Annotated in this window: 8 protein-coding genes; 3 read left to right on the forward strand and 5 right to left on the reverse strand. The window is 74.1% G+C overall.

Features of this window, described 5'->3' with window-relative positions; translation table 11 throughout:
* Positions 1 to 8 precede the first annotated feature (8 nt).
* A complete protein-coding gene (locus AC069K_RS17135) occupies positions 9 to 7202 on the reverse strand; it encodes an SDR family oxidoreductase (protein WP_478616867.1) in 7194 nt (2397 codons plus the stop codon).
* 783 nt (positions 7203 to 7985) lie between these two features.
* Between AC069K_RS17135 and AC069K_RS17140 the strand changes: the two genes are divergently transcribed.
* Complete coding sequence (locus AC069K_RS17140) at positions 7986 to 9236, forward strand: DUF6801 domain-containing protein (RefSeq protein ID WP_478616870.1); 1251 nt, start codon at positions 7986 to 7988, stop codon at positions 9234 to 9236.
* Between the two features lie 140 nt (positions 9237 to 9376).
* A complete protein-coding gene (locus AC069K_RS17145) occupies positions 9377 to 10357 on the forward strand; it encodes a COG1470 family protein (RefSeq protein WP_478616873.1) in 981 nt (326 codons plus the stop codon).
* Positions 10358 to 10409: 52 nt separating this feature from the next.
* Here the strand turns inward: AC069K_RS17145 and AC069K_RS17150 are convergent, their stop codons facing one another.
* Positions 10410 to 11459, reverse strand: a complete 1050-nt coding sequence (locus tag AC069K_RS17150) for a DUF6801 domain-containing protein (RefSeq protein WP_478616876.1) — start codon at positions 11457 to 11459, stop codon at positions 10410 to 10412.
* Positions 11460 to 11722: 263 nt separating this feature from the next.
* Between AC069K_RS17150 and AC069K_RS17155 the strand changes: the two genes are divergently transcribed.
* Positions 11723 to 13153: a DUF6801 domain-containing protein gene (locus AC069K_RS17155; RefSeq protein WP_478616879.1), complete on the forward strand. Its 1431-nt coding sequence runs from the start codon at positions 11723 to 11725 to the stop codon at positions 13151 to 13153.
* On the opposite strand, the gene AC069K_RS17160 is transcribed toward AC069K_RS17155, so the two are convergent.
* From AC069K_RS17160 to AC069K_RS17170, 3 genes are read right to left on the reverse strand one after another with little or no spacing between them, the layout of a single operon-like run.
* Complete coding sequence (locus AC069K_RS17160) at positions 13125 to 14372, reverse strand: HTTM domain-containing protein (protein ID WP_478616882.1); 1248 nt, start codon at positions 14370 to 14372, stop codon at positions 13125 to 13127. The genes AC069K_RS17155 and AC069K_RS17160 overlap by 29 nt on opposite strands.
* Positions 14369 to 15235, reverse strand: coding sequence for a DUF5819 family protein (locus AC069K_RS17165; protein WP_478616885.1), 867 nt, complete (start codon positions 15233 to 15235; stop codon positions 14369 to 14371). Before AC069K_RS17165 ends, AC069K_RS17160 begins: the two co-directional genes overlap by 4 nt.
* Complete coding sequence (locus tag AC069K_RS17170; RefSeq protein WP_365099797.1) at positions 15225 to 15803, reverse strand: hypothetical protein; 579 nt, start codon at positions 15801 to 15803, stop codon at positions 15225 to 15227. The genes AC069K_RS17165 and AC069K_RS17170 overlap by 11 nt, the downstream gene beginning before the upstream one ends.
* Between the last annotated feature and the right edge of the window lie 2 nt (positions 15804 to 15805).

The raw sequence follows: 15805 nt of genomic DNA on the forward strand, positions 1-15805 counted from the left end.
CGGCCATGTCACCAGCCCGATGCCGTGTAGACGACGGAGGTGGCCGACGCGTCGCCCCAGGCCAGCTCCCGCAGCAGGGCGAGCGCCCCCTCCTCGCGGTCGATGAGGGCGACCCCGCGCCGGGCGTACTCCCGCGCGAGGTGCGGGGTGACCATGCCGCCGTGCTCCGCCGAGGGCGCCCACGGCCCCCAGTGCACGGTCAGCGCCCGCCGCCCGGTGCGCCGCGCCCACCGCTCGCCGAGGACCGCGAGCGCGTCGTTGGCGGCGGCGTAGTCGCCCTGTCCCCGGTTGCCGAGTACGGCGGAGACGCTGCCGAACAGCACTGCCGTCCGGGGGCCGTGGGCGAGCTGGGACGCGGCGTCGAGCAGCGCCCGGGCGCCGTCCACCTTCGTGGCGTACACCCGCCGGAACGACTCGGGGTCCTTCTCCTCGATGAGCCGGTCCTCGATGACGCCCGCCGCGTACACCACCAGGTCGACGCGCCCGTGCTCGGCCTGGATCTCCTTGACGGCCTGGGCCACGGCCGCGCCGTCGCGCATGTCGGCGACGCGGTACGCGGCCGGGCTGCCGAGCCGCTCCAGCCGGTCCAGGGTGCGGGCGACCTCGCGGGCCGCCAGCACGTTCCCGGCCTCGCGGGCGATAGCGGCGGGGGTCAGCTCGCCGCGGGCGGCCAGCAGCGCCCGCAGCGCGGTCGCGTCGGCGGCGCCCGCGAGCTCCGGGTCCTCGGGTCCGGCGGGAAGCGGGGTCCTGCCGAGGAGTTCGATCCGGCAGCGGGAGGCGGCCGCGAGCGTCAGCGCGACGTCCGCGGTGATGCCGCGTGCGCCACCCGCGAGCAGGACGACGCTGTCACGGCCGAGCCCGAGGGCCGCCGCTTCGGCGGCCCCGTCCCCGGCGGGCCCGGCCCCCGTCCGCGCCAGGGCGCCGAGGGGCCTCTCCACGAGCGTGTGGCCGTACCGCCCGGCGGCGGTGCGCGCGACGACGGGGGCGCGGTCCTCGGCGTACAGCTCGGCCAGCAGGAAGTCGGCCCGCCGCGCTGCCGTTTCGGCCGGGTCGAGGTCGACGACCCGGGCGATGACGTCCTCGTACTCGCGCCCGATGGTCCGGAACAGGCCGGGCAGCCCGGCCCCCGCCTCCTCGCCGGCGCCGGGTGCGGTCCTGCCGCAGATCAGCACGCGCGGCCCCAGGCGCAGGGCGGCGCGGACGACCTCGAAGGCGCCGGGGAGCAGCGGCGGACCGCCGTCGGAGGGGGCCGCGGGGACGACGGCGCCCAGGTGGAAGACCCCGTCGAGAGGTCCGTCGGCGGCATCGAGCCGCCGGTCCGCGTCGTGAACGACGACCTCGGCGCCCCGCTCCACCAGCCGGGCCGCCAGCTCCTCGGCGGTCGCCCCGCCCCCTAGCAGGGCGAAGCGTTGGCCCCTGAGGGAGGTGTCGGGTGGGGTGGACGGCAGGGCGAGAGGGGTCTCCTCCAGGAGGAAGCGGCGCGGGGCCACACCGTGGATGGGCTCGGGCTCGGGTGCGGGTTCAGGTGCGGATGCGGGTGCGGATGCGCGTACCGGTACGGGTCGGGCCTCGGCCGGGGTGGCGGGCGCCGGGGCGGGGGCGTGGGCGGGCACGGCGGGCGCGGGCGTCGGGGCGGCGGGCGCGGGCGTCGGGGCGGGCGCGTCTGCGGAACCCTGCGCCGCCCCGGCCGGCGTCTCGTGCCCGGCGATCCACGCCGTGATCGCGGCGACCGTCCGGGCCCGGGACAGCTCCTCCATCTCCGCGTCGTCGAAGGTGCGGGTCCCGGCGAGGTGGCGGGCCAGCTCGCCGACGATCTCGGTGCGTTTGATGGAGTCGATGCTCAGGTCCGCTTCGAGGTCGAGGTCGGGTTCGATCATGTCGACCGGGTAACCGGTGCGTTCGCTGATGACGGTGAGCACGGCCTGCTCGACGTCCACGACCACCGGACGCGGCTCGTCCACGGACGCGGTCTCCTCGGCCACGGCCACGGGTGCGGCCGCCTGCGCGACGGTTTCCGTACGAGCAGGAACGGGCGGCGGGGACGCGGCGGGGCCCGTCGCCCCCAAGTGGGTCAGCAGGACGTCCCGTTGGGCGGCGACCAGCTCGCGCGTGGTGCGCAGGAAGTCCGCGATGAGCTCGTGCTGTGCGTCGCCGTCTCGCGTCACCGTGCTCGTCTCCAGACTGACCCGTCGGGCCGGTCGCAGGGCTCCGGGCAGCAGGTCGCCGGACCGGGTGCGCACGAGCTGGCCGTCCACGGTCCAGCCGGGCGGTTCGGGCCGCTCCGTCACCGCGCCCCGGCCGTGGAGGAGCCGCCCGGCGTGTACCGGCACACCGGCGACCGCGAGCCGGGCGAGCGACTCCAGCAGTCCCCGCAGCCCGGCGCCGGGCCGTGGCTCGCAGGCGACCGCCACGTGCGGCCGGTCGCCCAGGATCCGGCCGACCAGACCGGTGAGCACGGTGCCCGGGCCGGCCTCGACGAAGACCCGCGCCCCCGCCGCGTACATCGCCTCGACCTGGTCGGCGAAGCGCACCGGGGAGCCGATCTGCGCGGCCAGCTCGGCGCGTACGCCGTCCGGCGCGGCCGGGTAGGCGGCGGCCGTCCGGTTGGCCCACACCGGGAACTCCGGCGCCCTGACGGTGTGCCGGGCCAGGGCCGGGGCGAACCGTTCGCCCGCGCCCGCGACCAGCGGGCTGTGGAAGGCGCAGGCGACCGGGATGCGCCGGACGTCGTGTCCGGCGCTCCGGAGGTGGTCCATCGCCTCGTCGACGAGGGCGGTGGGGCCGGAGACGACGGTCTGGTGCGGGCCGTTGCGGTTGGCCGCCACCACCCGGCCCTCCAGCCCGGCCGCCGCGAGGACGCGTTCCACGTCGGCGGGGGCGGCGGTGACCGCGGCCATGGTGCCGGGGTCGTCCCCGAGCGAGCCGAGGATGGCCTCGGCCCGGCGGGAGCTGAGGTCGAGCAGCGCGTCCGGGGTCAGGGCCCCGGCGGCGGCGAGGGCCACCAGCTCGCCGTAGGAGTGTCCGGCCGCCATGTCGGGGCGTACGCCGACGGACTCCAGTACGCGACTGACCGTCAACCCGACGAGGCCCAGGGCGGGTTGCGCCATCCTCGTATCCTTCAGCGCCTCCTGCTGGCGCTCGGCCACGTCCGGGCCGAAGGCCCGCGGCGGATAGAGCGCGGAGACGTACGCCCCGCCCTGCCGCACCGGACGCGCGGCCTCGGGAAAGGCGACCAGCAGCTCGGCGAGCATGCCGGGGCGCTGGCTGCCCTGCCCGGGGAAGAGGAAGGCGACTTTGGGGGCGGTTCCGCCGCCGGTTTCGGGGGCGGCGGCGCCGTCGGCTTGGGGGGCGAACATGCCGCCGGCTTGGGGGGCGACGCCGCCGAGGGCTTCGCGGACGACGCCACCAGGGGCTTGGAGATCCGCGCCACCAAGGGCTACGGGGGCGACGCCACCAGGAGCTTGGGGATCGGCACCGCCGAGCGCTTCGGGGGCGCCGCCGCCAGGGGCTTCGGGAGCGCCGCCGCCAAGGGCTTCGGGGGCGCCGCCCTCAGGGGCTTCGGGAGCCACGCCCCCAGGCGTGTCGTGGCTGCCGGTCGGGGGCGTGGCCGCCAGGTACACCCCCCGCCCCCGCTCCCCCGCCGCCGCCTTCCGCAGCAGCCCGCGCAGGTCCTCCACGCTCTCCGCCACCACCGCGATCCGCACCGCGCCCGGCCGGCTCGCGGCGCGTCGGGCCGCTGTCAGCGCCACGTCCCGCAGCCTCGGTCCGGCGCCCGGTGCGTCCGGTTGCCCCAGCTCGCCCAGCAGCCACTCCGCCTCCCGGCCGGCCGCCGCCGTGTCCGTGGCGCGGAACAGGAACAGTTCGGCCGGCCACGTCTCGTACCCGCGGTCCGGGGGCGCGGTTTCGGCGTGGGCGGTGAGCACCGCGTGGAAGTTGGTGCCGCCGAAGCCGAAGGCGCTCACCCCGGCGATCCGTTCGGCCGCCGGGGCCGCCCACGGCCGGGCCTCGGCGTGGAAGGCGAAGGGGCTGGTCCCGGGCGACCATGCGGCGTTCGGCTCCTTCAGGTGGAGGGTCGGCGGGGTGATGCCGGTGTGCAGGGCCATCGCCGCCTTGATCAGGCCCGCCAGACCCGCCGCGCACTTGGTGTGGCCCAGCTGGGACTTGACGGAGCCGAGGGCGCAGCCGCCGGGCGCCGCGCCCGCCTCGGTGAACACCTCGGTCAGCGTGGCGAGTTCGGTACGGTCGCCTACCACGGTCCCGGTGCCGTGCGCCTCGACCAGGCCGACCCGGGCGGGCGAGATCCCGGCCGCCCGGTAGGCCCGTTCCAGCGCGGCCCGCTGGCCCTCGGGCCGGGGCGCGGTGAGTCCGAGGGAGCGGCCGTCGCTGGCGCTGCCGACGCCCTTGACCACGGCGTACACGCGGTCGCCGTCCCGCTCGGCGTCGGCCAGCCGCTTCAGCGCGACGCACGCCACGCCCTCGCCGAGCACGGTGCCGTCGGCGGAGGCGTCGAACGTACGGGAGCGACCGCTCGGCGAGAGTGCGCGGACGGAGGAGAAGAGCAGGTAGTCGTTGATGCCGTTGTGCAGGTCGGCGCCGCCGCAGAGCACCATCTCGCTGGTGCCGGAGGCGAGTTCCTTGCAGGCCACGTCCAGCGCGGCGAGCGAGGAGGCGCAGGCCGCGTCGACGGTGTAGTTGGCGCCGCCGAGGTCGAGGCGGTTGGCGATGCGGCCCGCGATGACGTTGGCGAGCATGCCGGGGAAGGAGTCCTCGGTGAGCTTGGGCAACTGGTCCTCGACGGCGGGCGGAATCTCCCCGAGGTAGGCGGGCAGGACCGTGCGCAGGGTGGTGGCGCCGGACAGGTCGCTGCCGGACTCCGCGCCGAAGACCACGGACGTACGGGAGCGGTCGAAGGGCCGGTCGCCGTACCCGGCGTCGTCCAGGGCCCGCCGCGCGGCCTCGAGGGCGAGGAGCTGTACGGGTTCGATGCTGCCGAGCGAGGCGGGCGGGATGCCGTAGGCGAACGGGTCGAAGGGGATCGGGGGCAGGAAGCCTCCCCACCGCGACGCGGTGGTGCCCGGGCGCTCGCCGGTGGGGTCGTGGTAGATCTCCTGGTCCCAGCGGTCGGCGGGGACCTCGGTGACCGCGTCGCGGCCGCCGACGACGTTCGCCCAGTAGGTGGCGAGGTCGGGGGCCTGCGGGAACATGCAGGCCATGCCCACGACGGCGATGTCCAGCGGCCGCGCGGCGGGTTCCTCGGCCGCCACCCCGGCCGCCTGCCCGGCCGGGCGCGGGGTGCCGCGCAGCTCGGCCGCGCGTCGCTCGGCGAAGGCGGCGGCGCCCCGGCTCACGGCGTCGTGCAGCGCGCCCACGGTGGTGGCCGCCGAGCGCAGCACGGCCACCTCCCCGGCCATGAACATCCCCGCGGCGAGCTGGCGTTGCTCGGAGACGGGCCTGAGTTCCGTTCCGTCGCGCTCGACGCCCTTGCTGGCGATCCGCAGCCGGCCGATGTTCAGCCGCTCCAGCTCCTCCCAGGCCCGGCGGTCGGGGGTGCCGTCGGCGCGCAGGCGGGCACGGGTGGCCGCGTAGTCGGCGGTGTACGGGCTGGCGACACAGCGGGTGGCGTGGCCCGGGGCGCTCTCCAGGAGCGCGGTGGCCCCGGCGGCGATCACCTGGCGCTGGAAGACGGGCTGGATCGCGCCGCACGCGACCGCCTCGGCCGTGAAGAGGTAGGCGGTCCCCATCAGGACGCCGACCGCGACCCCGCGCGCCGCGAGCGGGGCGGTGAGCGCGGCGGCCATGGCCGAGGAGCGCTCGTCGTGGATACCGCCCGCGAGCAGCACCTGGAAGTCGCCCGCGGCGCCGGGTGCGCGCGCCACGTACTCCTCGACCACCGCCAGTTGCGCCTCCCAGAGCGGAAAGCTGTTGCGCGGCCCGACGTGTCCGCCGCATTCGGCGCCTTCGAAGACAAACTTACGCATGCCCATGTCAATGAACTGGCTGAGCAGCGTCGCCGACGGCACGTGCAGGAACGTCCGGATGCCGGCCGCTTCCAGGTCGGCCGCCTGGGAGGGGCGGCCCCCGGCGATGATGGCGTGGGTGGGCCGGACGGCCCGTACGGCGGCCAGTTGCTCCGCCCGCAGGCGGCTGTCGGTGAAGCCGAGGATGCCCACGCCCCAGGGCCGTTCGCCCAGTTCGTCGCGGGTGCGTTCGAGGAGGGCGCGGCTCTGCTCGCCGTCGGAGAGGGCGAGCGCCAGCATCGGCAGCGCCCCTTCCCGCGCCACGGCGGCGGCGAAGCCCGCCCGGTCGCTGACCCGGGTCATGGGGCCCTGCACGACCGGCAGCCGGGTGCCGAGCGCCCGCGCCAGGGGGGAGCCGGCCGCCAGGGTCCGGGCCGCGGCCGGATCGGTGGCGGCGGTGAGGATCGCCTCGCGCACCCCGCGTACGGCACCGGCCACGGTGCCCCACCGGTCGGCGAACACGGCGGCGAGGAACCCGTCCTGCCCGACAGGCAGGTGGAGACCGGTGCGGGGGTTGCGCAGCGCCCGCTCCCCGTCGACGACGGTCGTCTCGGACCCGTCCATCGTCCGCAGCGCGGCGGCCGCCTCGTCCGTGATCCCGGACTCCGCGAGCAGCGCCAGCTGGGTGTCGAGGACGACCCCGGCCGCGCCGCCCGCCACGGCGGCCGCCGCCGTACGCGGGCCGACACCCCCGCAGGCCCATACGGGCAGCTCGTACGCCGGGTCGGCGAGCAGCGCCTGGAGCAGGACGAAGGTGCCCAGTTCACCACCGCGGCCCCCGCACTCGCTGCCCCGCGCCACGAGCCCGTACGCGCCGTCGGCCGCGGCCCGGCGCGCCTCGTCGCGGTCGCCGGCCTCGGCCAGAACCCGGGTCCGCGCGCCCAGTTGGCCGGTCTTCCAGTCGGCGCCGGGGGCGAGCAGCACCACGGGCGGCAGGGCGCCGCCGCACTCCTCGGCCACTTCCTCGGGCGTCAGCGCGCAGGAGGGCCCGACCCGGACGCCGAAGGCGCCGGACGTCCAGCGGTGTGCGCACGCGAGGGCTTCTCTGGCCCGGCGGTCGCCCGTCCCGAGATCCAGCACTCCGAGCCCGCCAGCCCGGCGGACCGCGGCGACCGGGCGCGGGTCGGGCACGCCCAACGGACTTAATACGATGACAAGTTCAGGGTTCGGCGCTACGGGCGTCATGAACACTCCGAATCAGACCGATGGTGCCGCGAGGGGGGTGACGGCAGCGGAGAGCGCGGGGGCGGTGGGGCCGCCGGACGGCCGGGGGGTGGGCCGTCCGGTGACTCCGGGCCGTCGGTGGAGCTCGTGCCACTGCCGGGAGGTGCGCTGATACGGGGACGTGCGCTGGTGCCGGAGTTCTTACCGCTGCCGGGAGTTGCGGTGGTGCGGGGTCGCACGGTGGGGCGGGGACACGCGAGGGCGCCCCGGGGCGATGAGGGCAGGCGTGGTCTCTTGCGGGCCGACACGCTCGGCTGCCGTTCGGCCGGGGCCGACCATACCGACCGGGCGGAGCGGCTGCCAGGGCGCCTCACGCCCCGCCGCGCCGTCCTCGGCCGTCCCGGCTTCCCCATGGGCTCCACCTTTCCTGACGTTCCGTCATATCTGACGTGTCGTCATATTGCAATCGCGCCGAAGCCGCAACGGCCCCCGCCGGACACCCCTACGGGGACGCGGCGCCGGGTACGGACAGACCCCCGGTCGGCCTCCGGGATTCCGGAATGCCATTTTCCCTTTCACCCTTTTCTTCCGGCGGTATTCCAGAATGTGTCACGCAGGTGAGCATGTGTGCGGCAGAGACAAGAAAGGGCATGGCCGTACTCACCGCGGTGACAAGAAACGGGAATGACCGGGACCCTGGACAGCCTTGCATATCCGGCGCCTTGACCGTCTCCCTACTCACAAGTAGTTTACGCATCCGAAACGCGGAACTTCCCTGTCCGTACAACACACAAGAGGTACCTCATGGGAGCTCGGCAAAGGAAGTCCGGGGCGCGAACCGCCCTGGCCGTCACCGCCGTCGGCGGTGTCGTCGCGGGATTTCTCGGCTTCGCGGGAGCCGGGGCCGCGCAAGCCGCACCGGCGAAACTCGTCCAGCAGTACGAGTGCGTATTCCCGCTGATCGGCAACGACCCGATCGAGGCCACCATCACGGCCGAGATCCCGACCGAGATCGAGGCGGGCACGCCGTCCCCGGCATTCGCGGTCAACGCGGCCACGAAGGTCAGTTCGCGGGCGGCGCAGGGTCTCGGTCTCGTCGGCGGCAAGACGCTCGAAGGCATGGCGAGGGCGAGCGTCACGGTATACACGCCGGACGGCCCGCTCTCCGGAATCGGGGTGGAGAACACGGTCGAGAAGACCGGCATTCCGAGCCCGCCGGCCGACTTCACGGTCAACGCCAGGGGCAGCGCCCCTTCGCTCACCTTCAACACCCCGGGTGACGCGCGGATCGAGGTGGACGGGATCGGTCTGCACGACATGATCGTGCGCGATGCCAACGGCAAGCCGATCCAGCTGGTCACGGGCAAGGACACGTTCGACGCGCCGTGCACGCTGAAGTCGACGCAGAAGGTCCTCGCGAGCTTCAAGGTCGTGCCGAAGAACCCCACCAACCCCACGAACCCGACCGACCCGACGAACCCAACGAACCCGACCGACCCCACCAACCCGACGAACCCTACGAATCCCACCAACCCGACTGACCCGACCAACCCGACCAACCCGACCAACCCCACCAACCCCACCGCGCCCTCGGGTTCGACTGCCCAGCAGAACCTGAGCACCCAGGTGAAGGCGGCGGCCGGCACGCTCTCCATGAGCCAGCCCGGTGACAACGTGGCCCTGTCCGCCGTGGACCAGGGCGTGGGCGGCGTCTCCAGCGGCAACCTCCAGACCGTCACCGTCAAGGACGAGCGCAACGGCGCCAGTGGCTGGTCGCTGACCGGCAAGGTCACCGACTTCACCGGTACGGCCGGCTCGATCACGGCCGACAAGCTGCGCTGGAAGCCCTCGTGCGTCTCCGCGCCGGGCTCCAAGAGCAACTGCGTGGCCGGGACCGAGGGCCCCGTCGGCACCGTGGGCGCCACCCTGGCCGGAGCGCCCGACGGCCCCGCCACCGGCGGCCGGTTCACCGTGGACAGCGCGCTCTCGCTCGACATCCCCGCGACGACCGCCGCGGGCGACTACAAGGCCGTGCTCACCCTCACCCTGACGTGAGTCGCGCCTCCCCCGGGCCGGTCGCACCCAGCGGCCGGCCCACTTCCGTCCCCGCTTCCGTCCCCGCTTCCGCTCCCGTTCGCTTCCGTCCCCGTTTACTTCCGGCCCCGTCTGCTTCCGGCCCCATGAGGGGGAACCGTATGAGCCACCGCAGCACTCCTCGGCGCCCGGCGCCGCTCCTCGTCGTCCTCGGGCTGCTCGCGCTCTTCGCCGCGCTGCCCGTGCCGTCCGCGCACGCCGCCGACAACGGCCGCTGGTCGGTGTTCCCGGTGCGCCGGGGTGCGCCCGAAGCCCCGGCCCGGGCGTACTTCCGGATGACCGCCGACCGGGGAGCCACCGTCCGCGACAAGGTCACGATCAAGAACCTCGACGCCCGGACGGCAACCTTCCAGTTGTACGGGACGGACGGTTACAACACCCCGCGCGACGGCGGTTTCGCCGTACGGAACAAGGCCGAGCGGATGACCGGCGTGGGGGCCTGGACGCGTCTGGACCGTACCGAGGTGACCGTTCCCGGCGGTGGTCAGGTCACCGTCCCGTTCACGCTCACCGTGCCCGCGGGCGCCGAGCCCGGCGACCACCCCGGGGCGATCGTCGCGCTGGACACCCGTCTGGGCCGCTCGGACGGGAACGGCGTCGCGGTCCAGCAGGCCGTCGGCGCCCGCGTCTACCTGAAGGTGAACGGCGCCCGTGTACGCGGGCTGCGGATCGACGACGTGCGCTTCCGCTACTCCGCCCCGCTGGTGCCGGGGACCGGCCGCGCCGCGACCATCTCGTACGCGCTGGTCAACAGCGGGAACGTGATGCTCTCGCCGCAGGTCACCCTGCGCGCGAAGGGGGTGTTCGGACATACCGCCTTCGAACCGCCGGGCCGGCGGCTGCCCGCCGAACTGCTGCCGGGCCAGCGCGTCGAGGTGACCCAGAAGTGGGTCGGTCCACCCCTCGTGGACTGGGGGAACGTCGAGGTGACGGCCGCCGACACGACGGGTGACCTGGTCGAGAGCGCCGAGGTCGGCTACGCCACGGTGAACTGGACGGTCGTCGCCCTCACCGGGCTCGTCCTGGCCGGTGGGGCGGTGTGGCTGGTGCTACGACGACGTGCGGCGGCCCGGGCGGAGTGAGCGGGGGGCTGTACGCGCAGGCCGTACGCGCAGGGGCCGTGGCGCGGACGGCTCACGCGGCGGTGTCGTCGCTCTCGCCCCTGATGCGGCGCGGCGCGTAGTGGAACGCCACGATGCCCGCCGCGCCGAGCACTCCGGCCCCGGTGAGCAGCCAGCCCGCGGTGGCGGCGCCGGTGCCCGCCAGGCTCCCGCCGCCGCCGCGGTGACCGTTGACGTGGGTGACCAGGCCGGTGCCGCCGGAGGTGCTGGTCGTGCCGGTCGTACCGCCGGTCGTCCCCGGTGGCGGGACGGACGCGCCGCCCGGACCGCCTCCGGTCGCGGTGGGGCCCGCGGTGCCACCGGGGCCGGTGGGGCTCGGGCCGGTCGGGGTCGGGCCGGTCGGCCCCGGTCCGGCCGTCGCGGAGCCGGTCGGGGAGGGGCCGGTGGGGGTGCCCGGGCCGGGGGGCGTGGGGCCCGTGGGGTCGGCGCCGGTGATGGTGAACCGGTGCAGCGTCTTGTTCTGGTCGGCCGGCTTGAGCGTGCACGGCGCTTCGAACACGTCGCCGTAGGGCGGCAGCCGGACGACCCTGCCCGCCGCGTCCCGGGCCGTCAGCTTCAGCGTGAGGGCGTTGACGTCGATGGTGGCCGCGCCGGGCCTGCGGAAGGAGAGGGAGGGGGCCGCGCCGGATGCCTTGACCGCGAAGTCCCTGGGCGGACTGGGGATTTCGGCCTTCGCCACGGTGGTGTCCACGCCGACGTCGAGCTGGTCGCCGCCCGGCAGGTTCACCGTGGCACTGGCCAGGGCGACGCCCTCCACGCTCTTCGCGCCCACGAGCCCGAGGCCCTGGGCCGCCCGTGAGCTCACCGTCGACAGCGCGTCGATCCGTATCGCGCCCGTCTGGGTGTTGACCGGGACAGTGGCGGGCAGTTCGGCGGTGATCGCCACGGTGAGCGGATCCGCCCCGATCAGCGGAAACGCGCACGTGTACGTCTGCGAGAGCCGCGCCTCCACGGCCGCCGCGCCACCCGCCCCGTACGAGAGGAGCGCGCCGCCCGCCAGCGCGAGGGCCGCCGGAGCTCCGAACGCGTATTTCACCGTGGACCTGCTTTTGGGGACTCCCATACTCCCAGGAAAGTACTGAGTCGGGGAAGTGCGGTCAACGGCCCTTTCACGCCCGTTCCCCCTACGCCCGAATCACGTCCGAATCACGTCCGTACGCAGGGAAGAACACGCACCGGACAACGAAAAAAGACCGCCCGATTCATCAGGCTCTGCCAATTAGCAATTCACGGTCGTCGGGTACCGATTTTCACCTTGACCCCCACCTTACCGCTCAGTAGTTTCCGGTCCGGAAACGATGGTTTCACCACTGCGAGAGGCAACTCATGGGAATGCAGAGGAAGCGGACCAAGGGGACACTGTCCACGCTGGCCGTCACCGCGGCCATCGGTGTGGTCGCCACCACGGTGTCGGTCACCGCGGCCGGGACGGCGACGGCGGCACCCGCCCAACTGGTGCAGGACTACTCCTGCGTCTTTCCCCTGATCGGCGCCGATCCGATCAAGATCACCATCACGGCCGACATCCCGTCCGAGATCCCGAAGGGCCAGGCGACCCCGGCCTTCGAAATCGACGCGAACACGTTGGTGAGCTCCCGGGCCGCGCAGGGCCTCGGACTGGTCGGCGCCAGGACCCTGGAGGGCAAGGCGACCGCCGACGTCACGGTGAACACCCCGTCCGGACCGCTCTCCGGGATCAAGGTCGAGAACGACGTGGCCAAGGGCAACATCCCCAGCCCGCCCGCCGACTTCGCGGTCATGGCCACCGGCCACGCGCCCTCGCTGACCTTCGACCGGACCGGCGACGGCAGCATCGACGTCAACAACATCTCGCTGCACGACATGATCGCGCGGGACGCCAACGGCAAGCCGGTGCAACTGGTCACGGGCAAGGACACGTTCGACGCGGCGTGCACCCTGACGTCGACGGACAAGACGCTGCACCGCTTCAAGGTCGTCGAGAACGACCCCACGAACCCGACCAACCCAACGGATCCCACGAACCCCACGGATCCTACGAACCCGACCAACCCCACGGATCCCACGAACCCGACTGACCCAACCAACCCGACCGACCCGACCGACCCGACCAATCCAACGAACCCCACCAACCCGACGGATCCCACCAGCCCCACCAACCCGACGAACCCAACCGATCCGACCAACCCCACGAACCCGACCGACCCCACGAACCCGACCGACCCCACGAACCCGACCAACCCCACCAACCCGACGAACCCCAACCCGCCCATCCACCTGAGCTACGGCCTCACCGGTAGCTCGACCATCAAGGCCGCGAACGGGACCGCCGCGCTGGCCGGGGGGATCGAGGCGGACTTCGACCTCGCCTCGGGCACGTACAACGCCGATCTGACGCTGAACCCGACCTCCGGGAAGTTCTCGATCCTCGGGTTCCTCCCGGCGACCGCGAAGATCGAGTTCCAGCAGGTGGGCCGGACGAACGGCACGCTCAACACCGCCGGTGACCTCACCACCAGGTCCAGCATGTACGTGAAGCTCCCGGAGATAGCCGTCTTCGGCATCCCGCTGGGCGGCGGCGCGGACTGCAAGAGCGGCACCCCCGCCGACGTCAACCTCACCTCGGACGGCAGGTTCGACCCGTTGAGCGGCGGCAAGCTCAAGGGCACCTACACCCTGCCCCCGCTGAAGAGCTGCGGGATGCTCAACGACGTCCTGAGCGCCTTCACCTCGGGCCCCGGCAACACGATCAGCATGACGCTCGCCAAGAAGGGGTGACCCCGGCCTCTCCCTCCGAGCGGGCCGCCAGGCCGGCCTCCGCGCCCCGGGCGTCGGGGGCCGGCCGTCTGTCACGCGTCAGGCGCCGCCGCAGCGCGCCCGCCCGCTCCCCCGCCGCCACCAGGAACCCGGTCGGCAGGAACACCAGGTCGGCCGCGATCATCGAGAGGGAGAAGTACGGCAGTCCGAGCAGCAGCCCGATGCCGATGTGCTCGGCGAACAGCAGCGCCAGCAGCACGTTCTTGACCCGCCGGTCGAGCAGGCTGAACGGGAACGCGACCTGGACGAGCACGGTTCCGTACGTCAGGGCGAGGACGGTCAGGGCGTGCGAGGAGAGGGCGTGGGAGAGCGCGGGGTACGGCTCCAGCCAGTCCAGCCCGGCCGACCAGTACACGGCGGTCCCGTCCTGCCAGGGCGCGCCCTGGATCTTGTACCAGCCGGCCGACGCGTACAGCAGGCACAGCTGGATCATCATCATGACCACCGCGCCGTTGTGCAGCAGATGGCCGATCAGCTCCAGGGTGCGACGCGCTCCCGGGCGGCCGCGCAGCCCGCGCCACACCGCCTGGCCCGCCCAGCAGCCCCACAGCAGCAGCGCCCAGCCGCCGCCGAGCAGGCCCGGGAGTGTCACCCAGAGGAGGACCAGGCCGCAGCCCGCCCACAACGCCACGCCCGTACGGTCCCGGTCGTCCGGGTCCGGGTCCGGGCTCGGGCCGGGGCCCGGGGCGCGTTCGCGTCGGCGTGCGTCCAGCGACCACACCTGGGCGCACCGGGTGAAGACGAGGTAGACCGCGGTGATGCGGAAGATGGTGTCGCCCGCGTTGAGCACGTTCTCGTTGCGGTGGTCGAGGGAGAGGACGGCGACGAGGAAGAGCAGGGAGGTCGTCCGGGTGCGCCAGCCGAGCAGCAGCGCCACCGCGACGGCCGCCGAGAGCAGGTAGAACACCTCGAACCACAGCTCGCTCCCGGACCAGCGCAGCACGCTGAACGCATGGCTCCGGTCGAGCGCGTGCTCCGCGAGGCGCCAGCTCCAGGGGGCGTCCGGCCCCCAGATCCGCCGGCGCCGCCAGAACTCGTGGACGAGCAGCAGCAGCCAGATGCCGGCCATTCCGATGCGTACGGCCGCGCTCTGATGGGCCCACACGCGCGGGTCGCACGCCCGCCCCAGCATTCGGTCGAGCGTCGACTCCGCCTTGCCGACGGCTGGTTGAGGTCTCATGACGTACGTCCCTCGGCGAAGTCGGCGGCGCCCACCGGCCACCACGGGTGGACGCGCACCACCGGGGCGGTGCGGGGGGCGTGTGTCTTCCAGGGCGGGGGCGGGACGGTGGTGTCGGTCGAGCGGAACTGGATCCGCTCCACGTGCGCGCCCGGCGGGGTGGCGGGCATCCGGGACAGGGCGAGGCGCTTGAGGTACTGCTCACTGTCGAGCCCGGCCAGGCCGATGGGCCGCTGCTGGGGGTCGTGCGTGGCGAGCATCCTCGTCCAGGCGGTGGCGAGTTGCTGGCGGATGCGGCTGGGCAGGGGGTTGCCGCGCAGCTCGGCGAGGTCCCGCGCGGTCAGGTCCCGCCAGGGGCCGGTGCGGGTCGTGCCGTCCGCCTCGCGCAGTTCGACGCGGGCGGCGACCGCCGTCATGGTGCGGGTGATGTCGGGCGCGAAGAGCTGCCAGCTCTGGGAGAACTCGGGGGCCATGTACGCGTTGACCGTGTCACCGATGGCGTCGGTGGCCGCGTTGCGGGGGGCGAGGTGCAGGAAGGTGGCACCGGTGTGCACGAGGAGCCCGACGGCGACGGCCCCCGCCGCGACGAGCACGGCGAGCCGCTGCCCCGCCGACAGATCGCGCAGACTCTCGCGCGGGTCGGGGCCGAGGCGCTCGGGGCCCAGGCGCTCGGATCGGAGGGGCTCGGGTCGGCCGTGCTCGCGTCGCAGGTGCCCGCGTCGGAGGTGCTCAGGTTCGAGGTGCTCGGGGTCGAGGCGCTCAGGTCCGAGGCCCTTGGTACCGCCGCGCGCGGACCCGGGACGCTCGACCCCGGAGCGCTCGGACCCGGAGCGTCCCGTACCGCCGTCCGCTTCATGAACCATCGCGCGTCCCCTCCCCGCCCCCGGCCGCCCTGACGGCCGCCGTGCAGTCCGGGTTGTCGTCGAACGCCTTCCTCAGCTTCGGGTCCGTCCGGAGGTCGTCGGCGGGCCCCTTGTAGGCGCTCACCGCCTTCAGGGACGAACCCGCCGCGTCCAGCGCCGACTTCAGCGACCTCTCGTCCGTGACCCTGGCCCGGGAGAGCGTGGTCACCGCGGCGCCCACCGACGTACGCGCCCGGTCCAGCCGGGCGAGAGCCGTGTCCAGGGTGCTCGCGCCGCCGTCGACCGGTGGCGCTCCGTCCTTCTGAAGGTCCGTGCGCAGTGCCCCGAGCCGCTGGGAGAGCGCGGTGAGGAAGGTGACCATCTGGTCCTTGGCCCGTACCGGTTGCGTCCGGTCGACTGTGGGCGCCGCGAGTCCGGCCCCGCTGTCGGCCAGGTGCGCGCAGACGCCGCCCGCCCAGTCCACCTCCGGCGGCGGCTGCGCCGAGGAGCCGCACGCGGTGGCCGGCAGAGCGACGGCGGTGAGCAGCGCGAGGCGCGCCGACGCCCGCTTCAGCTGTCGGGGGAACACGG

The organism is Streptomyces sp. NPDC043908 (assembly GCF_056435525.1).